Here is a 22,572-nt window from a genome sequence, read left to right on the forward strand (position 1 = left end):
GATCCAACCTTTCACCTGATGGAGATCAACGTTATGAGCACAGCCTTGCACGATGATGTCAGTGGTGGCGTTCTAGGTCGGATGAAGCAAGGGGGGTTCGATTTTGCCAGTGTCCATCCCATCGAGTTCTACGCAATTTTTCCCGATGAAAACAATGCACTGAAGGCGACACGAAATTTTCGTGGCGAGTCGCTGCACGCTCTGGTGACCGAGCGTGACGAGGGCGGTTGGCACCTGCAGGTGAGCAAGGTGATGCATGTCACCTATGCGGGTATCGATGATTTCGAGCAGGACATGCAAGCGGTGGTGGCACCACTGGGTGGCAAGCTGGATGGCTGGGGCGTGACCCAGGAGCCCAGGCCCGCCAGCCTCAGGAGCTGAAACCAGCCTTATCGATCCATGCGGCAAACCCTGGCAGCGTTCCGCTGCCAGGGGCTCAGGCCCCTTTCTCCCACAGTCTTATCAGCTCCCGAGGAGCCTGCTCTTCGGGAATCTGCAGCACCAGCTCACCTTGCTCTTGCTGGCGTGGCACCTGCAGCTCTATGCGATAGAAGCGCTGGTCGCCCTTGCCGACCTCGGGTCTGGCCACCGACAGACAGTTCTCCAGAACGGAGCACACCTGCCCGCGCTGGGTAGGGTCGCATTGAGCAAAATCGATTTCTCGCGGGCGACTCAATGCGCTGATCGCAGCGAAGCCTCCCTGCCGGGAAATCCGCACGACAGCGTTGGTACCCAGTTCCGGCAGTTCTTTCATGATGCGGCCTCTACGCCAACGTCTTGCCACGCCTTGCTGACGGCAAGTGCTTCCCGAGAACCCTGACCATAACGCTGTTCGGCGTTGTTCACGCACAGGCTGGCAAAGTCGACGAACGAGGCGTCGTTGCTCAAGCGTCCGTCGCAGAGCGTGTCGTACCAGATGAGCCCAGCCTTTTCCCAGGCAAAGCCACCAAGGGCGATGGCTGCCAAGTGGAAGGCACGGTTGGGTATCCCGGAATTGATATGGACGCCGCCATTGTCTTCCCGCGTGTCGACGAAGTCGCGCATGTGCCCAGGCTGCGGATCCTTGCCGAGCAGCGGATCGTCATAGGCGCTACCCGGAGCCGACATGGAGCGCAGGCCGTTGCCGTTGACCGCGTCGGTCAGCAGGCCGGCACCGATGATCCAGTCCGACTGTTCAGCGGTCTGCTGCAGGGTGTACTGCTTGGTGAGAATGCCGAATACGTCGGATAGCGATTCGTTCAGCGCGCCGGACTGGTTGACGTAGGCGAGGGCGGCTTCGGTATCGATGACGCCGTGGGTCAGCTCGTGTGCGACCACGTCCAGGGCGATGGTGAAGCGGTTGAAAATCTCGCCGTCGCCATCACCGAAGACCATTTGTTCGCCGTTCCAGAAGGCGTTTTCGTAAGCCTGTCCATAATGCACGGTACCCACCAGCGCAAACCCCTGGCCGTCGATGGAGTGGCGACCCAGAACCTCCCAGAAGAAGGCATAGGTCGCGCCCAGTGCCTCGTACGCTTCGTCTACCGCCACGTCGCCGGTTGCGGCCTGCCCTTCGCTACGACTCAGCTCACCGGGCAGGCGCATGTCCTGCCCGGCATCGTGGATGCTGCGCTGCGGCTGTCCCGCCTGTACGGCACTGCGGCCAGCCTGCTGCGTAGCAAGCCGAGGCGCGCCATTATTGTGCCGCAATGAATTGACATGATTGAGCGTGCTGCGTGCGCAATCGCGTTGACGCTCGGTTCCGTGACCGATGATACGGTCGAGGATGTAGGGAGGTACGAGGCAGCTGTTCATCGGGCGTTCCTTGTTCAGGGACGTTAGTTGTCAGCCGCGTAAAAACACGGCACCTGAAGCTGGGATCGCGTTGCGTCGCGGATGTTTCTATCGCAATGCTTTTTCTGGACGGAAGGACGTGAGAGAAAAGTGCAATGCTTTGCCGTCTCGCCTGTCTACGCTTTCATGAGGCGCGGCTGTAAAAACAAGATGCACGGGCGCCGGTCGTAGCCGCGCAGTGCAACGCGATGGAGCACGTCCGACAGCCAGTGAGCATCAGCGTGCGTCAAAGTGGTGCGACAGGGCTTGGTTGTAAATTTATATCATTGATTTTAAAGGAATAAATACGCTGGCTCGACGTTTGCAGCGTATGGGTTGACACGGGTGGCAAGGAGTACGGCATGGCCCGCACCTTTTATGATGAGATGCACCTGGCGGATGGCGCATGTCGTCCGCATTACCAAGCTTTTGCCCGCTGGTTGGCGGACACCCCTCAGGAGTTGCTGGCTCAAAGGCGCCGCGAGGCGGATCTGCTCTTCCATCGCGCCGGTATCACCTTCACGCTTTATGGTGACGATCAGGGCACCGAGCGGTTGATTCCCTTCGACATCATTCCGCGCAGTATCCCGGCCAGCGAATGGCGCATCGTCGAGCGTGGCTGCATCCAGCGGGTGCAAGCGCTGAACATGTTCCTCGCCGACCTGTACCATGACCAGCGCATCATCAAGGCCGGGCTGATTCCTGCCGAACAGGTGCTGGCCAACGAGGGGTATCAGATGGCGATGCAGGGGTTGAACCTGCACCGTGATCTGTATGCGCACATTGCTGGCGTCGATCTGGTACGTGATGGCGACGGCACCTACTACGTGCTCGAGGACAACCTGCGCACCCCTAGTGGTGTCAGCTACATGCTCGAAGACCGCAAGATGATGATGCGCCTGTTCCCCGAGCTGTTCGCCAATCAGCGCATCGCGCCCATCGACCATTACCCGAGCCTGCTGCTCGACACCCTGAAGACCTCCAGCCCGCTGGATAACCCCACGGTGGTGGTACTCACGCCGGGACGCTTCAACAGTGCCTACTTCGAGCACGCCTTTCTGGCCCGGGAAATGGGCGTGGAGCTGGTGGAGGGCGCCGACCTGTTCGTACGCGACGACAAGCTGTTCATGCGTACGACCTCAGGCGCCAGGCAGGTCGACGTGGTGTACCGCCGCCTCGACGACGCCTATCTGGATCCGCTGGCCTTCAACCCCGACTCGATGCTCGGTGTACCCGGCCTGCTGTCCACCTACCGGTCCGGCAACGTGGTGCTGGCCAACGCCATCGGTACCGGCGTGGCCGATGACAAATCGATCTACCCCTACGTGGGCGAGATGATCCGCTTCTACCTCGACGAGGAACCCATCCTCAAGAACGTACCGACCTGGCAATGCCGCAAGCCCAGCGAGCTGTCCCATGTACTGGCCAACCTCAAGGACCTGGTGGTCAAGGAAACCCAGGGCTCCGGTGGTTACGGCATGCTCGTCGGTCCGGCTGCCAGCAAGGCGGAGATCGAAGCGTTTCGCCTGCGCCTGATCGCCCGGCCGGAGGCATACATCGCGCAGCCGACCCTGTGTCTGTCGACCTGCCCGACCTTCGTCGAGAACGGCATCGCGCCGCGGCACATCGATTTGCGCCCCTTCGTCCTGTCCGGCAAGGAGACCCGCCTGGTGCCCGGTGGGCTGACCCGTGTGGCCCTGCGTGAGGGGTCGCTGGTGGTGAATTCGTCGCAGGGCGGCGGTACCAAGGACACCTGGATAGTGGAGGACTGAGCATGCTATCGAGAACTGCCTCCGATCTGTACTGGATGTCCCGCTATCTGGAGCGTGCGGAAAACCTCGCGCGGATGCTCGACGGCAGCTATTCGCTGTCGCTGATGCCGCAGGACGGCCGCCGCGACGGCCTCGACGAACTGGCGATGCCGCTGTTGATCACCGGCACCCTGGAGGAGTATCAGGAGCGCCACGGTGCCCTGCATGCCGAGCGCATGCTGCATTTCTTCGCACTGGATGCGCAGAACCCGGCGAGCATCTACAGCTGCCTCGGCGCTGCGCGCAGCAACGCCCATGCGGTACGCGGGCGCATCACCGCGGACATGTGGGAGAACATCAACGCAACCTGGCTGGAGATTCGCGGTATCGCCGATCAGGGCCTCGGCCGCTACGGCATCAATCGCTTCTGCGAGTGGGTCAAGGAGCGTTCGCACCTGTTCCGCGGGGCCACCTTTGGCACCATCGTGCGTGGTGAAGCCTATCGCTTCATCCGTCTTGGCACCTTCATCGAGCGGGCCGACAACACCCTGCGTCTGCTCGACTCACGCTACGAGCTGCTGGGCGAGGACATCGACGAGATCGATGGCCGGCCGGCACACAGTTACTACCAGTGGAGTGCCTTGCTGCGCGCGCTGTCGTCGTTCGAGGCGTTCGCCGAGGTCTATCGAGGCTCGCCAAGCGCCCGCAAGGTTTCCGAACTGCTGTTGCTGCGTCCCGAAGTGCCGCGTTCGCTGCGTGCCTGCATGGACGAGTTGTACCTGATGCTCGCCAACCTGCCTGGAGAGAACGGCCGACCGGCACAGCGCCTGGCCGCCGAGCTCGACGCACGGTTGCGCTACACCAGCATCGACGAGGTGCTGGAAGAGGGCCTGCATGCCTGGCTGACCGATTTCATCGGCCAGGTGCACGAGCTCGGTCGCGTCATTCACACGTCCTATCTGGAGGTCGCATGAGACTGTCCATTCGTCATAACACCACCTATCACTACGAAGACCAGGTACGTGCCAGCATCCAGTACCTGCGCCTCACGCCCCATGACAGCGAACGCCAGCAGGTACTCAGCTGGCAGCTGGATCTGCCGCGCCCGGTGCGTGCGCAGCGAGACCCGTATGGCAACATCCTCCACGTGCTGACGCTGGACGAGCCTCATGAGTCGATCGTCATCGGCGCCCGCGGTCAGGTGGAGATCGACGAGTCCAGCGACGCTGAACACGAAAGCCAATCGGCACTGCCGTTTCTGCGCTTCACACGGCTCACCGAGGCGGACGAAGCGCTACGCGATTTTGCCGCCGTGCAGTGCGCGCGTCGGCGTGATCGCAATGCCCTGATCGATCTGATGCATGGCCTCAACGGCCATATCAGCTACCGGCCGGGTGTCACCGAGGTGGAAACCAGCGCGGCGCAGGCCTTTGCCGGCCGTCAGGGCGTTTGCCAGGACCACGCCCACGCCTTCATCGCCTGTGCCCGCAGCCTGGCAATCCCGGCGCGCTATGTGTCCGGTTATCTGTTCACCGACAGCCGCGATCACCTGGCCAGCCACGCCTGGGCCGAAGCCTGGCTGGATGGTGCCTGGTACAGCTTCGACGTGACCAACTGCCTGGCACGACCAGAACGCCACCTCAAACTGGCGGTCGGGCTGGATTACCTCGATGCCTGCCCGGTACGCGGCATGCGCCGTGGCGGCGGTGGCGAGCGGATGATGGCGCGCGTCGACGTGGAGCCGCTGATCCTCGCTCAGGAGCAGTGATGCCGTGAGGGCAGGGGCCTGATCGCCTGCCTGTCCCTTCGATGCTCCACTCCCGCGGCATCCATGCTTGCCAGTACTTGTACGACTTGCGATGAGTTGCTCATCGCTTCTAGGATGCACCCTTTGCCGAAGGGGAATGGCCATGTTGGCCGAGTTGTTCGCTGTACTGGCCCCGGTGGTCATCGTCTCCGGCATTGGTTATGCCTGGGCCCGCAGTGGCCAGAGCTACCCGATGGAGTTCATCGCCCGGCTGGTGCTGACCATCGGCACGCCAAGCCTGGTGCTGGCTACATTGAGCCGTGCCGACCTCCATCCAGCGGCGTTCACCAGCATGGCCCTGGGCTGCGTGCTGGTGACTGGCTGCATGGGGCTGTTCGGCTGGTTGTGTAGCCGGCTGTTCCGGCAGGAGTGGAAGGTGCTGGTGCCTGCCTTCCTGTTTCCCAATACCGGCAACATGGGGCTGCCGATCAGCCTCTATGCCTTTGGCGAGCATGGTCTGGCCCTGGCCGTGGCCTTCTTTCTGACCCTGTCGATCTTCCAGTTCAGCGTGGGTATCGCGCTGTCGGGCAATGCGGCATCGCTCCGCGATCTGCTGCGCAACCCGATCATGATCAGCCTGCTGCTGGCGCTGCCGATGATTTTCTTCGATCTGCAATTGCCACGCTGGCTGGACAACACCGTCAGCCTTCTGGGCGGCATGTCGATTCCGTTGATGCTGCTGACCCTGGGCGTTTCGCTGGCGAGCATTCGCCTGCATCACCTCGGTTCGGGGCTCGTGCTGGGTGCGTTGCGCATTCTGCTGGGGGCAGGGGTCGGCTGGGGAATTGGTGCAGCGCTGGGGCTCGAGCCGCTGACTCATGCCGTACTGGTGGTGCAATCGGCGATGCCGGTCGCGGTATTCAATTATCTGTTCGCGGTGCGTGCCAATCGTTCGCCCGAACAGGTCGCCAGTCTGGTGATGTGCTCGACCGTGCTGGCATTGGGCTTGCTGCCGCTGATTCTGGCCTGGTGGATACCGCAGGTTAACTGACCGCGTATCAGCCGATCATCCTGCTCATGTTGGGCAGGATCAACAACACTGCAGTCGCAAAGAGGATAAGTCCCGCCTGACGGAATTTGGGCGTCTTGAACATGGCCGTTACCTTTTTGATTGTTGTCGTGTGGGCCGGTGAATGCCGCGTCCCCAGTGTCACCCCGGCAAGACCCGGCGGTGCATGTATTCACTGTAGAGCGGATGTCCTGTTTTTTTATATCAGTTGGTTCCTAACATAGTGCCGGAGAATGCCGCACAGTTATGGAACCCCTCGTGTCTTTCGCACACCCCTGCGCCAGAGGCCGCGCGGGCGAATGCTTCTCTGAAAATCCCTGTTTACCGTTCGTCCGGATGCCCGATATCAAAGGACGAACCTACGAAAAACCGGCCCTAAGGCCGGCTTTCCACACGGTGGCAGCTTAGTTGTCCAGCTGCTCGCGAATGACCTTGCCCGATTTGCCGTCGATGCGGAATTCGTACAGGCGATTGTCCTGCTTGGTGCCTTCGCCTTCCCAGTAACCGGCGTCGTCGGCTTCGATCTTGTGAACCTGGGTAAAGCCAGCCTGTTTGGCGCTGCTCAGGGCTTGCTCGATGCTGATCCAGTCAGCGCCAGGGCGATCGGCCATGGCGAAGCCGGCACTCAGGGCAGCGGCGGCGGTGAGGGCAGTCAGGGTCTTCTTGAGCATCGTAAAACTCCTTTTTTCTTCGGGGGAGGTTACGTCCGTTTTCGGACGTTGATGCTTGGAGTGCGCCGCTGCGCCTGTGGTTCAGAAAACCGTTGCGCTCAGTGATTCGTCTGCATGGCCGTCGAAGTGACCGGCAACGTGTCGTGGGCGTTGCTGGGCATTGGCGAGTCGCTACGAGCACCGGGAGTGCCGTGCATGCTCATGCCGAGCAGCGCAGTGGCAATCACCAGGTAGAGACCGATGGCGGCGAGGGCTCCGTTGCGAGCATATCTGACGGTTTGCCTGTGCATGGTGCAGCACTCCGTGAATGGGGATGAGCAGAATCATCTTCTGCATGAACAGCGAGCAGAAGCAAATGATCTTCATGGTCACTATCGAAACGACTGATCGTGCCTTTGGCGCTTGGCCTCTTGCCTTGGTCGGCGCGCGCAGGCACGCTTTAGCGGCGTCATCATTCTTTTCAGGTACCGCTCATGTCGTTGCAGATCTGCATTCTGGAAACCGACATCCTGCGCCCCGAGCTGGTCGATCAGTATCAGGGCTACGGCAAGATGTTCGAACGTCTTTTCGCTGGTCAGGCGATCGCTGCCACCTTCAGCGTATTCAACGTGATGAACGGCGACTATCCGCCGGCCGGTTCGCGTTTCGACGCCTATCTGGTGACCGGTAGCAAGGCTGATTCATTCGCCACCGATCCTTGGATCGAGAGCCTCAAGGCTTACCTGCTGGAGCGCTATCGGGCCGGTGACAAGCTCCTTGGCATCTGTTTCGGTCATCAGTTGCTGGCGCTGCTGCTCGGTGGCAAGGCGGAGCGCGCCAGTGGCGGTTGGGGCGTGGGGATTCATCGCTATCAACTGGCCGAGCAGCCGGAGTGGATGACGCCCTCGCTGGATGAAGTGACCTTGCTGATCAGTCATCAGGACCAGGTCACCCGGCTGCCGGAAAACGCCACCTTGCTGGCGTCCAGCCCATTCTGCGCCCATGCCGCCTACCGCATCGGCGATCAGGTGCTGTGCTTCCAGGGGCATCCGGAGTTCGTGCCCGAGTACTCGCGTGCCTTGCTCGATATTCGTCAGCAACACATAGGCGAGTCGGTGTATCGCGTGGCCGTGGACAGCCTGCACGAAGATCACCACGGGCGCACGGTGGGTGAGTGGATGCTGCGTTTCATCGCCAGCGGGCGTAGTGCCGAGCCAGCGAGAGCCTGAAGCCCTCGCTGGCGCGCCGAGCGTCAAATCGCAGAAACGAAAACGGCCCTTCAAGGGCCGTTTTCGTTTCTGCAGGGCGCCTTGCGTGGAGGCGCCCGTTCGGAAATGTTACTGGGCTTCGGCTGGCGCCTCGACCTCGGCTGGCTCTTCGGCCTGTTGCTGCTCTGGTTTGACCTCGACATAGGTCAGTTGCAGGCGCTCGCTGCTCCAGGCACGGGTCTTGTTGGTCAGCTCCAGGTTGTTGTTCAGGGTCTGGCCGTAGGAGGGGATGATCTGCTTCAGCTTGGCCTGCCACTCCGGCGTCTTGATCTTGTCCTTGAAGGTCTTTTCCATCAGGTGAAGCATGATCGGCGCAGCAGTGGAGGCACCTGGCGATGCACCGAGCAGCGCAGCGATGGAACCGTCTTCGGAGCTGACCACTTCGGTACCGAATTGCAGGACACCGCCCAGCTCAGGATCTTTCTTGATGATCTGTACGCGCTGACCGGCCTGTACCAGCTCCCAGTCCTTGTCCTGAGCTTCCGGGAAGTACTCGCGCAGCGAGTGCATGCGGTCTTCCTGGCTGAGCATCAATTGACCGATCAGGTAGGTGCTGAGCGAGAAGTTGTCGATGCCCGCATTGACCATCGGCGAGATGTTGTGGGTGGTGATGGTGCCGAACATGTCCAGCAGCGAACCGTTTTTCAGGTACTTGGTGGAGAAGGTCGCGAATGGCCCGAACAGGATGACTTTCTCGCCATCGATGACACGGGTATCCAGGTGCGGGACCGACATGGGCGGCGAACCGACGGAGGCCAGGCCGTAGACCTTGGCCTGGTGACGAGCTGCCACTTCTGGATTGCGGGTCACCAGGAAGGAACCACCAACCGGGAAACCGGCATAGCCGTCAGCTTCCGGAATGCCGGACTTCTGCAGCAGCTTGAGGGCGCCACCACCGGCACCGATGAACACGAACTTGGCGTTGACGGTGCTCAGCTTCTCGTCGTTGGCCAGGTCGGCCACGGTGACGTTCCAGGTGCCGTCGTCGGCGCGGGTGATATCGCGAACTTCATGCTGCACGTGGACGTTGAACACGTCGTTCTTCTGCGACAGCGAATCGAGCAACTGATTGGTGATCTCGCCGAAGTTCACGTCGGTGCCGGTCTGCACGCGGGTAGCGGCAATTTTCTCGCCCGGCTGACGGCCTTCCATCACCAGCGGAATCCACTGCTCGATCTGCGCAGGGTCGTTGGAGAACTCCATGTTGCGGAACAGCGAGCTGTGCTGCAGTGCGTCATAGCGCTTCTTCAGGAACTCGGTGTTCTTGTCGCCCCATACGAAGCTCATGTGCGCGACGTTGTTGATGAACGACTTCGGATTGTTCAGAACGCCCTGGTCGACCTGGTAGGCCCAGAACTGCTTGGAGATCTCGAACGACTCGTTGATCGCTACGGCCTTGCTGATGTCGATGCTGCCATCGGCCTTTTCCGGCGTGTAATTCAGCTCGGCGAGGGCCGAGTGGCCAGTACCGGCGTTGTTCCACGGATTGGAGCTTTCGCTGGCGACCTGAGGCAGGCGCTCGTAAAGGTCGATCTTCCAGGTCGGCTCCAGCTCGTTGAGGTAGGTGCCGAGGCTTGCGCTCATGATGCCCCCGCCGATCAGCAGGACGTCCACGGATTTTTCCGGTTCGGGCTGCTTGGCGCAGCCGAGCGCGCTCAAGCACAGTAGGGACAGCAGGAGTTTTTTCATTAGACAGACCATTTCATTAATGTGATTGCATGACGGCACGACCGACTCTGTACAGCCTTGGGTAGCGAAGCTGCATCGCCTGTTGCGTGCTGCCAGGTTCCGTTCTGCGAAACCGGTCAGTCCCGGTGATTTTTTGAAACGCCGGGCGATTTACCTTTGAAGTGCGCGCTTTCGTCGCAGGCGGCCGGCTGTAAGCAAAAGCGATGCCGGAAAAGGTACAGGTCAATGAACTAGTGATCTGTATCAATATGTTTGTCACATTTCTGTGAGTCAGGTGGCGATTTTCCGCCCCTGATCCGCCAGAAATGCGCTCGGTTTGGCGGAATCTCGCCTAATTGGTGGAGTTGCTTGTTGCTGGGCCACCGGTGTTGCCGGAGCTGGGGGAGCTCGGCGCTGCAGGTGAGCGTGTCGAGCCGCCCTGAATCGGTGGGGAATTCTGTCCCTCGCTTGCCGGCACGCCTGGGGTCTGGTTCGGCGGCTGCCGCTCGCTGGACGTATTGCCGGTCGGTTCGGCCGAGCGGTTCTGTCTGGCTGGCGAGTTGAGCGTACTGCGCGGTGCCTGCTGGTCAGGTACCTGATTGGGCTGTTGCTGCTGATTCTGATTGGTGGCCGGCTGATTGATGCTGTCTGCACTGGTGGGAGGTGTGCCGGTACGATCACGAACCATGTCATCGCCGATCTGCTGGCGCTGTTCCTGCAGTGACGGGGCGCCATCGTCGGCCTGCGCGCCGGTGACGAACAGGGCAGCGAGCAGAACTGCCGATCCAGTGAGCGTTTTCATCGTCGTCTCCTCGACTTCATACTGTGAGCAGGTGACCGGCTGGCTTGGCGCAATGTTCACTGAATCTGCCCAAAGGCACGCCGCCACGAGGCTGGCGATGGCAGGCTCGACACCAGCGGCGAAAGCCGCGGGGAGCGTCTACCCTGATAGCTGCCACGCAGTTGCGTGCTCTGTCGCTCCTCGCTGCGGCACCGCTCGATGACCGGCGATCGCGTAGAGGCGCGCTGCGGCGCCTCAAGCGCCATTCGAATCGAACCAAGACCTGTCTCTCGCCTCAGAGGACAGGCTTCCATAAAAAGTAGAGGTCACTCACATGATTTATGCCAAACCCGGTACCGCAGGCGCTGTCGTCACCCTCAAGCCGCGCTACGGCAACTACATCGGCGGTGAATTCGTCGCCCCGGTCGGTGGCCAGTACTTCACCAACACCAGCCCGGTGGATGCCTCGGTGATCGGTGAATTCCCCCGTTCCGACGCCAAGGACATCGACAAGGCCCTCGACGCCGCCCATGCCGCCGCCGATGCCTGGGGCAAGACCTCGGTGCAGGATCGTGCACTGATTCTGCTGAAGATCGCCGACCGCATCGAAGCCAACCTCGAACTGCTCGCCGTCGCCGAAACCTGGGACAACGGCAAGGCCGTGCGCGAAACCCTCAACGCCGACGTGCCACTGGCCGCTGACCACTTCCGCTACTTCGCCGGCTGCATCCGCGCCCAGGAAGGCACCGCGGCGGAAATCAACGAACACACCGCCTCCTATCACTTTCACGAACCGCTGGGCGTTGTCGGACAAATCATCCCCTGGAATTTCCCGCTGCTGATGGCCGCCTGGAAACTGGCCCCGGCCCTGGCGGCCGGCAACTGCGTGGTGCTCAAGCCCGCCGAGCAGACGCCGCTGTCGATCAGCGTGTTCGCCGAACTGGTGGGCGATCTGCTGCCGCCGGGCGTACTCAACATCGTCCAGGGCTACGGCCGTGAAGCCGGCGAAGCGCTGGCCACCAGCACGCGCATCGCCAAGATCGCCTTTACCGGCTCCACTCCGGTCGGCTCGCACATCATGAAATGCGCGGCCGCCAACATCATCCCGAGTACCGTGGAGCTGGGCGGCAAGTCGCCGAACGTGTTCTTCGAAGACATCATGCAGGCCGAGCCGGCGTTCATCGAGAAGGCCGCCGAAGGCCTGGTGCTGGCGTTCTTCAACCAGGGCGAGGTGTGTACTTGCCCGTCTCGCGCGCTGGTGCAGGAGTCGATCTTCGAGCCGTTCATGGTCGAGGTGATGAAGAAGATCAAGGTCATCAAGCGCGGTAACCCGCTGGATACCGAAACCATGGTCGGCGCCCAGGCCTCCCAGCAGCAGTACGACAAGATCCTCAGCTACCTGGAGATCGCCCAGCAGGAAGGTGCCGAGCTGCTTGCCGGCGGTGCCACCGAGAAGCTCGAGGGCGACCTGGCGGGTGGTTATTACATCCAGCCGACCCTGCTCAAGGGCACCAACAAGATGCGCGTGTTCCAGGAAGAAATCTTCGGCCCGGTGGTCGGTGTGACCACCTTCAAGGACGAAGCCGAAGCTCTGGCCATCGCCAACGACACCGAGTTCGGCCTGGGCGCCGGTGTTTGGACGCGCGACATCAACCGTGCCTACCGCATGGGCCGTGGCATCAAGGCCGGCCGCGTATGGACCAACTGCTACCACCTGTACCCGGCGCACGCTGCCTTTGGCGGCTACAAAAAGTCCGGGGTCGGGCGTGAAACCCACAAGATGATGCTCGACCACTACCAGCAGACCAAGAACCTGCTGATCAGCTACGACATCAATCCGCTGGGCTTCTTCTGACCTAACATCCATTGGCTGGTGCAGTGTCCGCGGCGCTGGCCGCTGGACGTACGTGAAAACGCGGCTTCGGCCGCGTTTTTCGTTTCAGCTGCCAGCGCCGCGCTGCAAGCCGCTTTGCAAGGGAATGTCCCAGGGAGGAATCGGCCCGAAGCGGTTCTTCAGAAACTCCAGCAGCAGGCGGCTGCGAGAGTCGGTATCGCGTTCCAGCCGCAAGGCATAGATACCGCTGGGTTCCGGGGGCGGCAGGCCGTTCTCGCAAAACAGCGCGACCAGTTCGCCGCGGGCCAGGTATTCACTGACCAGCCAGGTGGGTAGGTGCGCCACGCCGAGGCCGGCGAGCAGGCTGAACACCAGGGTTTCGGCATTGTTGGCGGTCATGCGCAGGCGGCGGGGCCGGAACATCGCCAGCTTGCCCTGGTGCTCGAAACGCCAGGCGTAGGCGGGCGCCAGGCCGTCCCAGTCCAGGCCGTCATGCTCCAGCAGTTCGGCAGGTGTACGCGGCACGCCATGGTGTTCCAGGTAGGCCGGGCTGGCACACACCACGCGGACCATCGGTGCCAGTGGCGTGGCGACCAGGCGGGTGTCGGCCAGCGGCCCGATGCGCAACACCAGATCCACTTCGCCCAGGTGAGCGCCGTGCAGGTCGATGAAGCTGTCGATCAGCCGCAGTTGCACGTCCAGCCCCGGGTAGGCGGTCAGGAAATCGGCGATGGCTGGGGCCAGGTGACGGCGGCCGAACGGGGCAGGGGCGTCGATACGGATCAGGCCTTCGGGAGCGCTGCTCAGCGATACCGCTTCGGCGCGCGCCAGGTGCAGCTCGGCGAGAATCCTCCTGGCCCGCTCGGCAAAGGCCAGGCCCGCAGGCGTTGCGCGCACCGCATGGGTGCTGCGGCTGAACAGGCTGCAATCGAGCGAGCGCTCCAGCGCATCGATACGTCGTGACACCGCCGAGGGCGTGAGGGGATGCAGCCTGGCTGCAGCGGAGAAGCTGCCGCTCTCCAGCACGTCGAGAAACAGGCTGAGTTGGTCGGTCAGGGCATCTGGATTCATCGAGTTTTCCGCTTTGCGTAATTCGCATAGCCATTATGCCGGGCTATGCGTTACCCCGCCAATCACCAACGGGTACGATGCGCTCACCTCGCTCAAGGACTGCCCCATGGATCTGCTCGCATTCGCTCTCAATATCGTACTTGGCCTGCTGCTGGGCACTATTGGCGGGCTGTTCGGTATCGGTGGTGGGCTGATTGCGATTCCTGTGCTCGGGGTATTGTTCGGGCTGGATCAGCAACTGGCGCAAGGCACCGCGTTGGTGATGGTGGTGCCCAATGTGCTGCTGGCGTTGTGGCGTTATCACCAGCGCAACCGGATCGATCTGCGCCACGCATTGGCGCTGGCCCTGAGCAGCTTCGTGTGCGCATTGTTCGGCGCAGGCTGGGCGGTCAATCTCGACCCTGAATCCATGCGCATCGCGTTCGTCGCGTTTCTGGTGGCCCTGGCCTTGTACAACCTGTTGCGTATGTTCCTGCGGCCGCCAGCGGCCTCCGGCGAGTTGCGCCATCCGTGGCCATGGCTGGCGGTGCTGGGCAGTGGTTCCGGTCTGCTTGGCGGGTTGTTCGGCGTGGGCGGGGCGGTTATCGCCACACCGATTCTCACCAGCGTGTTCGGTACGTCCCAGGTGGTGGCACAGGGTTTGTCACTGGCCCTGGCGGCACCCAGCACCGGCGTGACGCTGGCGACCTACGCCGTGCATGGTCATGTCGACTGGCTTCTAGCTATTCCCCTGGCGATCGGCGGGCTGCTCAGTATCAGCTGGGGCGTGCGTCTGGCTCATGCCTTGCCAGAGCGTCAGTTGCGCATGCTGTTCACTGCATTCCTGCTGATCTGTGCGCTGATGCTCGGCATCAAGGTCTGACCAGATCCACCCGGAGCCGGTCAGTCGAGGAGCGGCGATCCATCTGCAGGGACGGCAATCGGCGCACGCTTGCGCTACAATGCGCGCCGAATTTGACCCGCTCGAGAATTGCCCCATGTCCGTTTGTCAGACCCCGATCATCGTCGCCCTGGATTTTCCGACCCGAGAGGCTGCGCTAGCGCTTGCCGATCAGCTCGATCCCAAGCTGTGCCGGGTCAAGGTGGGCAAGGAACTGTTCACCAGCTGCGCGTCGGATATCGTCGCAACGCTACGCGAGCGCGGCTTCGATGTGTTCCTCGATCTGAAATTCCATGACATCCCCAACACCACGGCCATGGCGGTCAAGGCCGCAGCCGAAATGGGCGTGTGGATGGTCAACGTGCATTGCTCCGGTGGCCTGCGCATGATGAGCGCCTGCCGCGAGACGCTGGACGCGTTCAACGGCCCTGTACCGCTGTTGATTGGCGTAACCGTGCTGACCAGCATGGAGCGTGAGGATCTGGCCGGTATCGGCCTGGATATCGAACCCCAGGAGCAGGTGTTGCGCTTGGCTGCGCTGGCCCAGAAGGCCGGTATGGATGGTCTGGTCTGTTCGGCTCTCGAGGCACCTGCACTCAAGGCCGCGCAACCTGGGCTGCAGTTGGTCACGCCGGGTATCCGTCCGGCCGGTAGCGCACAGGACGATCAGCGACGCATTCTGACGCCACGTCAGGCGTTGGACGCTGGTTCGGATTATCTGGTGATCGGTCGCCCGATCAGCCAGGCCGCCGATCCGGCTGCCGCGCTGGCCAAGCTGGTCGCCGAACTGGGCTGACCGGCCCATCCATTCCCGTATGGCGGCAGTCGAGCCGCCGCACCCATTGCGCCGCAGGTAAACCGTCATGCATTCCGTGGAACATTCGCCGCTGGGCAAGAGCAGCGAGTACATCGCCACCTATTCGCCCGAACTGCTGTTTCCCATCCCGCGGGCCGCCAAGTGGGCCGAGCTCGGTCTGAGCGCGCAAACCCTGCCATATCGCGGGGTGGATTACTGGAACTGCTTCGAGCTGTCCTGGCTGCTGCCGTCCGGCAAGCCGGTGGTGGCGATCGGTGAGTTCAGCATTGCCGCCGACTCGCCGAACATCATCGAATCGAAGTCCTTCAAGCTCTACCTCAACTCGCTGAATCAGTCGGTATTCGCCAGTGAGGCCGAATTGGTGGGCGTACTCGAGAGGGATTTGTCCGCCACGGCTGGCAAGCCCGTGGGTGTTCGGGTGCGCAGCCTCGGCGAAGTGGCGCGGGAAGGTCTCGCGGTGCTGCCGGGAACCTGCATCGACGAGCTGGACATCAGCATCAGCGATTACCAGGCGCCCCGTCCCGAACTGTTGGTCTGCGATGCGTCACGTATCGTCGAAGAGAGCCTGCACAGCCACCTGCTCAAGTCCAACTGCCCGGTAACCGGTCAGCCTGATTGGGGCAGCGTGGTGGTCGAGTACCGCGGCGCCGCGCTTGAGCCAGCGAGCCTGCTGGCGTATCTGGTCAGCTTTCGGCAGCATGCGGATTTTCACGAACAGTGCGTGGAGCGTATCTTTCTGGATCTGCAGCGGTTGCTGCAGCCGGAACATCTGACCGTCTATGCCCGCTACGTGCGCCGTGGCGGCCTGGATATCAATCCCTATCGGACGACCCTGGGGCGACTGCCGGACAATCGGCGCCTGGTCAGGCAGTAGGCAATTAATAAAAAACCAGCCGGAGAGGCTGGTTCTTTATTTGCGGCGTTGGCATCAGATACCCATGTTGGCGAGGCTCTGCATGATGTTGCGCAGGCTTCCAGCCAGGGTCGGATGGCTCACTTCGAAGCGCTCCACGGCCAGATTGACGCTGTCGACCAGCGATGCATCGGGCGTGGTTACCGGCTGGGCAGCCAGCTGCAGTTCGATGTCGCGAGCCAGCAGGGCGAGCGACTCGCGATCTTCCTCGTTTACCGGCGGATTCTGCGCCAGTTGCTTGTGCAGCTCTTCCAGTTGCTGCTGCAGATGGTTCGCAGGCATGGAGATTCTCCCTTTCTTGATAGGCAAGACAATTGACCGTGCGCCATGGCGAAAGGTCATTACTTCGTCTTCAGAATCATCCTGCCTGCACCATTGCGACTGATCCTGCGCGGCCCTAGGGTTTCTCGCCCTTGCTGCGGCGGATCTGCAGGTCGTCCAGGCAGGCGGGCAGGTCGGTCAGCTGGTCGATCACCGAATGAGCGCCCAGGCGGTACAACGCCAGGGTCGCATCTGCGCGCAGGCGATCACGCTGCACGGCTTCGAGCGTTTCCCAGTCGCCGAGGGCATGGCCACCCAGGGATCCGCAGGCGGCCAGGCCGACCGTCCACAGGCCCGCATTGAGGCCCGCCTGCAGCAGGCGAGGTTCACCGCTGACCAGTACGCAACCATCCAGGCGATCGATCTGCAGGCTGCTCAACGCCTGCCAGCAGGCATCAGGGGCAGGCCAGCTGCGCTGCGAGCAGGCTGGAGAGGCGACCAGCCATTCGGGTAGCTGGCTCGTCAGTTTCATCGCGAGGGTTTCGGGAAGTTCGTCCAGCCAGGCGCAGGGCACGCGTTGCTCACGCAGGCTGCGCAGGGTTGCCAGAGCGCCAGGGGTCGGTTCGGCACAGCTCTCCAGCTCCCGCGGGCTGGCGGTTTCGAGCGCACGCGCCGGGCCGCCGGCTTCACGGATCAGCGTCAGGTGGCGAGTGCCGGCCGACGACGCGCTGCGCGCGCCGAAATCGACCAGGCAACCGGACAGGCCGAACAGCACGGCGGTGAAGGAGGGTGTCACTGCGGAGAGCGCTGGCTGGGGCATGCGATGTCGTTCCCTGGCTATTATCGCGCTTACCATGACAAGCCAATGTGACGATGGCGTGACGGCGGTGAGCGGTCCGACGCCCGGTGAACGTCAGTGATGTGAAGTGGCTCAGGGTCGGGTAGGGTGGCCGGGCATCGGTGCTCTGCCTATTGCCCGTCCGCGGCTTTATACTACGCCGCTGCTGCCGGAGAGACCGTGCTCATTAGCCTAGGAGAACAGTAATGCGTTTGATTGGATCGGATTGGATCGGGAGCTTCGGGCGAATGCTGGCCTGTGCCGGCCTGATGGTGCTGCCGCTGGCGAGCCAGGCGGCGACGGAAGACCCCTGGGAGTCGTTCAATCGCCCCGTTTTCCGCTTCAACGATACCGTCGATACCTACGCCCTCAAGCCTCTGGCTCAGGGCTATCAGGCCGTGACACCGCAGTTCCTCGAGACCGGTGTGCACAATGTGTTCCGCAACGTGGGCGATGTCGGCAACCTGGCCAACAACCTGCTGCAGGGCAAGGCTCACGACGCCGGCGTGGATACCAGCCGTCTGCTGTTGAACACCACCATCGGCGCGCTCGGCTTCTTCGACGTGGCCAGCCGCATGGGGTTGCAGCGCAGCGATGAAGACTTCGGCCAGACCCTCGGCGTCTGGGGCGTGGGCAGCGGCCCGTATCTGGTGCTGCCGCTGCTCGGGCCGAGCTCGCTGCGCGACGCGCCGAGCAAGATCCCGGACAGCTTCCTGACCCCGTACCCCTACATGGATCACGTGCCGAGCCGCAACGTCACCCGTGGCATCAACGTGGTCGACACCCGTGCCAGCCTGCTGGATGCCGAGCGCATGATCAGTGGCGACAAGTACATCTTCATCCGTAACGCCTACCTGCAGAACCGTGAGTTCCGTGTGCGTGACGGTGAGGTGGAAGACGATTTCTGATTGAGGCCGAGCCAGGGCAGCAAGGCTCGAGGGCAGAAGGTGCAACGACGCGATGGAGGCGGGCTCCATCGCGTTACAGCGTGTTTCAGTTCATCGATATCACGGCCAGACCGAGAATCTGTCGGCCACCTTCCTGGTCGGTCACCCGCACCACTTCCGCTTCGGTTTCCAGCCCTTTCAGTTCGTCGTGCCCGGAAGGGATCAACACGCGCACCTTGTCTCCAACCTGCACGTGGCACTGCGCCTCGAGCTGCATGCCGGTGCTCGACAGATCGCGGCACAGCGCCGGGATTGCCTGACCGCCATGGTGGAGCGTCACCTGGGTTTCCAGGCGCATGCGAATGTAATCGCGCTTTTCCTCGTAATCACGATCACTTTGGCTCATCAAGCTATCCTCATTGTGGTAGGGCTCTGCTGCGGTTCTTATAACCCTCACTGATTTCAGGTGTAAAGTCGCTCGGTGGCGAACGGCGCCTGTTGAATCGTGTTGAGGATGGGAGTACCGTCTGCGCCTTGACGCGAACCGTGTACCCGCGCAGGTTGTTGGCTGCGTTTACGCTAACCATCCCCGGCGCAGTTTGCCTGGACACCCCATGCACAAAACCAGTGCCACGTTGCTGCTGATCGATGACGACGAAGTCGTCCGCGCCAGTATTGCAGCCTACTTGGAAGACAGCGGCTTCAACATCCTGCTCGCCGGCAACGGCTCGCAAGGTCTCGAAGTGTTCGAGCGCGAACGACCGGATCTGGTCATTTGCGACCTGCGCATGCCCCAGGTCGATGGTCTCGAGCTCATCCGTCGGATCAATGCTCTGGAAATCTCCGCGCCGATCATCGTGGTCTCCGGTGCCGGAGTGATGACCGACGTGGTCGAAGCCTTGCGCCTCGGTGCCGCCGATTACCTGATCAAGCCTCTCGAAGATCTCGCCGTGCTCGAGCACTCGGTACGCCGTGCGCTGGACCGCGTGCATCTGCGCCAGGAGAACGAGCGCTACCGGGAAAAGCTGGAAACCGCCAACCGCGAGCTGCAGGCCAGCCTGCACCTGTTGCAGGAAGACCAGAACGCCGGGCGCCAGGTGCAGATGAACATGCTGCCCGTCACGCCCTGGGAAAACGAAGGGCTGTCGTTCGCTCATCAGATCATTCCCTCGCTCTACCTCTCGGGCGATTTCGTCGATTACTTCCGTGTCGACGAGCGGCGTGTGGCGTTCTATCTGGCGGACGTCTCCGGTCACGGCGCGTCTTCGGCATTCGTCACCGTGCTGCTCAAGTTCATGACCACGCGCCTGCTCTACGAGTCGCGGCGCAACGGCATGCTGCCGGAGTTCAAGCCGTCGGACGTGCTCGGCCACATCAACCGTGGCCTGATCAACTGCAAACTGGGCAAGCACGTGACCATGCTGGGCGGGGTGATCGACGAAGAGCACAATCGCCTGACCTACAGCATCGGCGGCCATCTGCCGCTGCCCGTGATGTACAGCGGCGGCGAAGCCCATTATCTGGAAGGCCGCGGTTTGCCCGTCGGCCTGTTCAAGGAAGCCGATTACACCGATCTGGTGATCGACCTTCCGGAATCGTTCAGCCTGACTCTGTTGTCGGACGGCATTCTCGATTTGCTCGACGGCGACACCCTGCAGGAAAAAGAAGCCTTGCTGCCGAAACTGGTGAGCGAAGCAGGTGGAACCCTGGACGGGTTGCGCAGCGTGTTTGGACTGGCCAATCTGGCGGAGATGCCGGATGATATCGCCTTGCTGGTGTTAAGCAGGAACCTTGCATGAATCCTGGGATAAGCCCCGGTAGAATCCAGTTCGCCGAGCAGGACGGAACCTTCGTCCTGAAGTTCATCGGTGAGGTGCGCCTGACCTTGTGTTCGGCGCTGGATTCCACGATCGAAAAGATTTTCACCGCGCTGAATTTTTCCGCCATCGTCATCGACCTGACGGAAACGCGCAGTATCGACAGCACCACCCTGGGGCTGTTGGCCAAACTATCGATTCTGTCGCGGCAGAAGGTCGGTCTGTTGCCGACGGTGGTGACCACCCACGCCGACATCACCCGTCTGTTGCAGTCAATGGGCTTCGATCAGGTGTTCAACATCATCAATCAGCCCTACGAGTGCCCGGACTGTCTGGCCGACCTGCCGTCGCAGGATCAGTCGGAGGACGTAGTGCGCGCTCGCGTGCTGGAGGCGCACCGGATTCTGATGGGCTTGAACGAATCGAACCGCGCGGCTTTCCATGACCTGGTAAGCGCCCTCGAACAGCATCCCTGATCGCTGACTGCTGCAGATAGCTGGGCGCCGATGGAAGTCGGCGCCCCGTTTTCATTTCAGGCTCAGAGGTTGGCTGTCAGCAGCTTTTCCAGTTTTTCCTGATCACGGGCGAACTGGCGGATGCCTTCCGCGAGTTTCTCGGTGGCCATGGCGTCTTCGTTCATTTCCCAGCGGAACTGGCTCTCGCCGATATGCGCTTCGCTCTGCCCGGAAATTTCCGCGCTGAGCTTGCGCTGCAGCGGACCATTGTCGTCGGCCAGTTGCTGCAGCAGCTCCGGGCTGATGGTCAGGCGGTCGCAGCCAGCCAGCTGTTCGATCTGGCTGATGTTGCGGAAGCTGGCACCCATGACCACGGTCTTGTGGCCATTGGTCTTGTAGTAGTCGTAGATGCGCGCGACGGACTGCACGCCCGGATCTTCGGCGCCGACGTAATCGCGGCCTTCGGCCTTCTTGTACCAGTCGTAGATACGGCCCACGAAAGGCGAGATCAGGAAGGCGCCGGCATCGGCACAGGCGCGCGCCTGCGCGAAGGAGAAGAGCAGAGTGAGGTTGGTCTGCACGCCAGCCTTTTCCAGCTGCTCGGCAGCGCGGATGCCTTCCCAGGTGGAGGCGATCTTGATCAGGATGCGCTCGCGGGTCACGCCGGCTTCTTCATACAGCTCGACCAGGCGTCGGGCACGGGCCAGGGTCGCCTGGGTGTCGAAGGACAGGCGGGCGTCCACCTCGGTGGAGATGCGCCCCGGAATCACCTGGAGAATTTCCCGCCCAACGGTCACGCCGAAGCGGTCGCTGGCCAGATCGACATCGCCCTTGCTGGCACTGACCGCCTGCTTGAGCAGCTCGGCATAACGCGGCAGGGCGGCAGCCTTGAGCAGCAGGGAAGGGTTGGTGGTGGCGTCCACCGGCTTGAGGCGGGCGATGGCGTCGATGTCACCGGTGTCGGCAACCACGGTAGTGAACTGCTTGAGTTGATCCAGCTTGGAGGTCATGGCGGGGCCTTGTCGATTCGGGGTGCCATGACCTTACCTGAGCATCATGTAGTGCTCAACTGGTGGCACAACAGGTCGCTTTCGGCGACCCGCTAGCGGCCCTGCAGAAGCTCGGCAGCCTGGTCGAAAATGGCCAGCGGCTGATCGCTCTTGTGGATGTCCGCAGAAAGCAACTGGCGGAAGCGGCGAGCCCCCGCAAAACCCTGCGCCAGGCCGAGCATATGGCGGGTGACGTGGTGCATCAGGCCGCCGGCAGCCATGTGCCGTTCGATATAGGGGCGCATGACCTGCATGGCTTCCTGCCGGCTGATCGGTGGCCGTTCGCTGCCGAACAGCTGCCCGTCGACCTCGGCCAGCAGGTAAGGGTTGTGGTACGCCTCGCGGCCGAGCATCACGCCATCGAAGGTCTCGAGGTGCTCCTGGCAGGCCTGCAAGGTCTTGATCCCGCCGTTGAGCACCAGTTCCAGGTCGGGAAAGTCCCGTTTCAGCTGCGCAGCGATGTCGTAGCGCAGCGGCGGCACCTCGCGGTTCTCCTTGGGCGACAGACCGGAAAGGATGGCGATCCGTGCGTGCACCGTGAAACTGCGGCAACCGGCGTCACGCACCTGGCCGATGAAGTCGCAGAGCTGCTCGTAGCTGTCACGCCCGTCGATGCCGATACGGTGCTTGACCGTCACGGGAATGCTCACCGCATCGCGCATCGCCTTGACGCAGTCGGCCACCAGCGTCGGATGGGCCATCAGGCAGGCGCCGATCATGTTGTTCTGCACACGGTCACTGGGGCAGCCGACATTGAGGTTCACTTCGTCGTAGCCCGCCTGCTCGGCGAGCCGCGCACAGGCCGCAAGATCGGCCGGATTGCTGCCGCCCAGCTGCAGCGCGAGCGGATGCTCGGTCTCGTCATACTGCAGAAACCGGCGAGTATCGCCATGCAGCAACGCGCCAGTGGTGACCATTTCGGTATACAGCAGCGCGTGCTGCGACAACTGGCGCAGAAAGTACCGGCAATGGTGATCCGTCCAGTCCATCATCGGCGCCACGGA

At 62.1% G+C, this 22,572-nt stretch carries 25 protein-coding genes; 13 read left to right on the forward strand and 12 right to left on the reverse strand.

Annotation, left to right across the window (positions count from 1 at the left end):
• The first annotated feature begins 33 nt into the window (after positions 1 to 33).
• Complete coding sequence (locus tag QRN22_RS26190) at positions 34 to 381, forward strand: ribonuclease E inhibitor RraB (RefSeq protein WP_042554113.1); 348 nt, start codon at positions 34 to 36, stop codon at positions 379 to 381.
• A gap of 55 nt (positions 382 to 436) precedes the next feature.
• Here the strand turns inward: QRN22_RS26190 and QRN22_RS26195 are convergent, their stop codons facing one another.
• Together QRN22_RS26195 and QRN22_RS26200 are read right to left on the reverse strand one after the other, a co-directional pair.
• Positions 437 to 754, reverse strand: coding sequence for a protealysin inhibitor emfourin (locus QRN22_RS26195; RefSeq protein WP_042554114.1), 318 nt, complete (start codon positions 752 to 754; stop codon positions 437 to 439).
• Positions 751 to 1,794 carry a M4 family metallopeptidase gene (locus tag QRN22_RS26200; RefSeq protein WP_042554115.1) on the reverse strand — a complete coding sequence of 348 codons (1,044 nt, stop codon included), beginning with the start codon at positions 1,792 to 1,794 and terminating at the stop codon, positions 751 to 753. The genes QRN22_RS26195 and QRN22_RS26200 overlap by 4 nt, the downstream gene beginning before the upstream one ends.
• 380 nt (positions 1,795 to 2,174) lie before the next feature.
• Here QRN22_RS26200 and QRN22_RS26205 point away from each other — a divergent pair, with 380 nt between their 5' ends.
• The 4 genes from QRN22_RS26205 to QRN22_RS26220 all read left to right on the forward strand — a co-directional run bounded on the left by QRN22_RS26205 (position 2,175) and on the right by QRN22_RS26220 (position 6,361).
• A complete protein-coding gene (locus QRN22_RS26205) occupies positions 2,175 to 3,584 on the forward strand; it encodes a circularly permuted type 2 ATP-grasp protein (RefSeq protein ID WP_042554116.1) in 1,410 nt (469 codons plus the stop codon).
• Positions 3,585 to 3,586: 2 nt separating this feature from the next.
• Positions 3,587 to 4,537: an alpha-E domain-containing protein gene (locus tag QRN22_RS26210; protein WP_042554117.1), complete on the forward strand. Its 951-nt coding sequence runs from the start codon at positions 3,587 to 3,589 to the stop codon at positions 4,535 to 4,537.
• Complete coding sequence (locus tag QRN22_RS26215; RefSeq protein ID WP_042554118.1) at positions 4,534 to 5,331, forward strand: transglutaminase family protein; 798 nt, start codon at positions 4,534 to 4,536, stop codon at positions 5,329 to 5,331. Before QRN22_RS26210 ends, QRN22_RS26215 begins: the two co-directional genes overlap by 4 nt.
• 142 nt (positions 5,332 to 5,473) lie before the next feature.
• Positions 5,474 to 6,361 carry an AEC family transporter gene (locus tag QRN22_RS26220; RefSeq protein WP_042554197.1) on the forward strand — a complete coding sequence of 296 codons (888 nt, stop codon included), beginning with the start codon at positions 5,474 to 5,476 and terminating at the stop codon, positions 6,359 to 6,361.
• A gap of 422 nt (positions 6,362 to 6,783) precedes the next feature.
• Here QRN22_RS26220 and QRN22_RS26225 read toward each other — a convergent pair whose 3' ends face one another.
• Both QRN22_RS26225 and QRN22_RS26230 read right to left on the reverse strand, forming a co-directional pair.
• A complete protein-coding gene (locus QRN22_RS26225) occupies positions 6,784 to 7,050 on the reverse strand; it encodes a PepSY domain-containing protein (RefSeq protein WP_042554119.1) in 267 nt (88 codons plus the stop codon).
• Positions 7,051 to 7,148: 98 nt separating this feature from the next.
• Positions 7,149 to 7,340: a hypothetical protein gene (locus tag QRN22_RS26230; RefSeq protein WP_042554120.1), complete on the reverse strand. Its 192-nt coding sequence runs from the start codon at positions 7,338 to 7,340 to the stop codon at positions 7,149 to 7,151.
• Between the two features lie 183 nt (positions 7,341 to 7,523).
• Between QRN22_RS26230 and QRN22_RS26235 the strand changes: the two genes are divergently transcribed.
• Positions 7,524 to 8,258 carry an amidotransferase gene (locus QRN22_RS26235; protein ID WP_042554121.1) on the forward strand — a complete coding sequence of 245 codons (735 nt, stop codon included), beginning with the start codon at positions 7,524 to 7,526 and terminating at the stop codon, positions 8,256 to 8,258.
• Positions 8,259 to 8,366: 108 nt separating this feature from the next.
• Here the strand turns inward: QRN22_RS26235 and QRN22_RS26240 are convergent, their stop codons facing one another.
• Together QRN22_RS26240 and QRN22_RS26245 are read right to left on the reverse strand one after the other, a co-directional pair.
• Positions 8,367 to 9,986, reverse strand: coding sequence for a malate:quinone oxidoreductase (locus QRN22_RS26240; protein WP_042554122.1), 1,620 nt, complete (start codon positions 9,984 to 9,986; stop codon positions 8,367 to 8,369).
• 331 nt (positions 9,987 to 10,317) lie between these two features.
• Positions 10,318 to 10,767 (reverse strand): hypothetical protein, encoded by a 450-nt coding sequence (locus tag QRN22_RS26245; protein WP_042554123.1) that lies wholly within the window; start codon positions 10,765 to 10,767, stop codon positions 10,318 to 10,320.
• 313 nt (positions 10,768 to 11,080) lie between these two features.
• Between QRN22_RS26245 and exaC the strand changes: the two genes are divergently transcribed.
• Positions 11,081 to 12,601 carry an acetaldehyde dehydrogenase ExaC gene (gene exaC / locus QRN22_RS26250; RefSeq protein ID WP_042554124.1) on the forward strand — a complete coding sequence of 507 codons (1,521 nt, stop codon included), beginning with the start codon at positions 11,081 to 11,083 and terminating at the stop codon, positions 12,599 to 12,601.
• A gap of 84 nt (positions 12,602 to 12,685) precedes the next feature.
• On the opposite strand, the gene QRN22_RS26255 is transcribed toward exaC, so the two are convergent.
• Positions 12,686 to 13,651: a LysR family transcriptional regulator gene (locus tag QRN22_RS26255; protein WP_042554125.1), complete on the reverse strand. Its 966-nt coding sequence runs from the start codon at positions 13,649 to 13,651 to the stop codon at positions 12,686 to 12,688.
• Between the two features lie 106 nt (positions 13,652 to 13,757).
• On the opposite strand from QRN22_RS26255, the gene QRN22_RS26260 reads away from it, so the two are divergent.
• The 3 genes from QRN22_RS26260 to queF all read left to right on the forward strand — a co-directional run bounded on the left by QRN22_RS26260 (position 13,758) and on the right by queF (position 16,222).
• On the forward strand, positions 13,758 to 14,513 hold the full coding sequence (locus tag QRN22_RS26260; RefSeq protein WP_042554126.1) for a sulfite exporter TauE/SafE family protein: 756 nt from the start codon (positions 13,758 to 13,760) through the stop codon (positions 14,511 to 14,513).
• A gap of 115 nt (positions 14,514 to 14,628) precedes the next feature.
• On the forward strand, positions 14,629 to 15,327 hold the full coding sequence (pyrF, locus tag QRN22_RS26265) for an orotidine-5'-phosphate decarboxylase (RefSeq protein ID WP_042554127.1): 699 nt from the start codon (positions 14,629 to 14,631) through the stop codon (positions 15,325 to 15,327).
• Between the two features lie 67 nt (positions 15,328 to 15,394).
• Entirely contained in the window at positions 15,395 to 16,222 is an 828-nt protein-coding gene (queF, locus tag QRN22_RS26270) for an NADPH-dependent 7-cyano-7-deazaguanine reductase QueF (protein WP_042554128.1), read from the forward strand.
• 54 nt (positions 16,223 to 16,276) lie between these two features.
• Here the strand turns inward: queF and QRN22_RS26275 are convergent, their stop codons facing one another.
• The gene (locus tag QRN22_RS26275; RefSeq protein WP_042554129.1) at positions 16,277 to 16,543 is read right to left on the reverse strand and encodes a DUF4404 family protein; all 267 of its coding nucleotides are present in this window, start codon (positions 16,541 to 16,543) and stop codon (positions 16,277 to 16,279) included.
• Between the two features lie 115 nt (positions 16,544 to 16,658).
• Positions 16,659 to 17,342, reverse strand: a complete 684-nt coding sequence (gene pcrP, locus QRN22_RS26280) for an HAD superfamily inactivated hydrolase PcrP (RefSeq protein ID WP_042554130.1) — start codon at positions 17,340 to 17,342, stop codon at positions 16,659 to 16,661.
• 224 nt (positions 17,343 to 17,566) lie between these two features.
• Here pcrP and QRN22_RS26285 point away from each other — a divergent pair, with 224 nt between their 5' ends.
• Positions 17,567 to 18,268 carry an MlaA family lipoprotein gene (locus tag QRN22_RS26285; protein ID WP_042554131.1) on the forward strand — a complete coding sequence of 234 codons (702 nt, stop codon included), beginning with the start codon at positions 17,567 to 17,569 and terminating at the stop codon, positions 18,266 to 18,268.
• An 85-nt stretch (positions 18,269 to 18,353) separates the two neighbouring features.
• On the opposite strand, the gene QRN22_RS26290 is transcribed toward QRN22_RS26285, so the two are convergent.
• A complete protein-coding gene (locus tag QRN22_RS26290) occupies positions 18,354 to 18,653 on the reverse strand; it encodes a PilZ domain-containing protein (RefSeq protein ID WP_042554132.1) in 300 nt (99 codons plus the stop codon).
• A gap of 208 nt (positions 18,654 to 18,861) precedes the next feature.
• Here QRN22_RS26290 and rssB point away from each other — a divergent pair, with 208 nt between their 5' ends.
• On the forward strand, positions 18,862 to 20,046 hold the full coding sequence (rssB, locus tag QRN22_RS26295; RefSeq protein WP_042554133.1) for a two-component system response regulator RssB: 1,185 nt from the start codon (positions 18,862 to 18,864) through the stop codon (positions 20,044 to 20,046).
• Positions 20,047 to 20,054: 8 nt separating this feature from the next.
• On the forward strand, positions 20,055 to 20,540 hold the full coding sequence (gene rssC / locus QRN22_RS26300) for an anti-sigma factor antagonist RssC (protein ID WP_042554198.1): 486 nt from the start codon (positions 20,055 to 20,057) through the stop codon (positions 20,538 to 20,540).
• A 62-nt stretch (positions 20,541 to 20,602) separates the two neighbouring features.
• On the opposite strand, the gene tal is transcribed toward rssC, so the two are convergent.
• On the reverse strand, positions 20,603 to 21,529 hold the full coding sequence (gene tal, locus QRN22_RS26305; protein ID WP_042554134.1) for a transaldolase: 927 nt from the start codon (positions 21,527 to 21,529) through the stop codon (positions 20,603 to 20,605).
• 92 nt (positions 21,530 to 21,621) lie between these two features.
• Positions 21,622 to 22,572: tRNA dihydrouridine(20/20a) synthase DusA (dusA, locus tag QRN22_RS26310; protein WP_285404596.1), on the reverse strand; the 951-nt coding region annotated here is incomplete at its 5' end.

This window comes from Pseudomonas sp. MEJ086, from assembly GCF_030209025.1.
Classification (GTDB): Bacteria; Pseudomonadota; Gammaproteobacteria; order Pseudomonadales; family Pseudomonadaceae; genus Aquipseudomonas; species Aquipseudomonas fulva_A.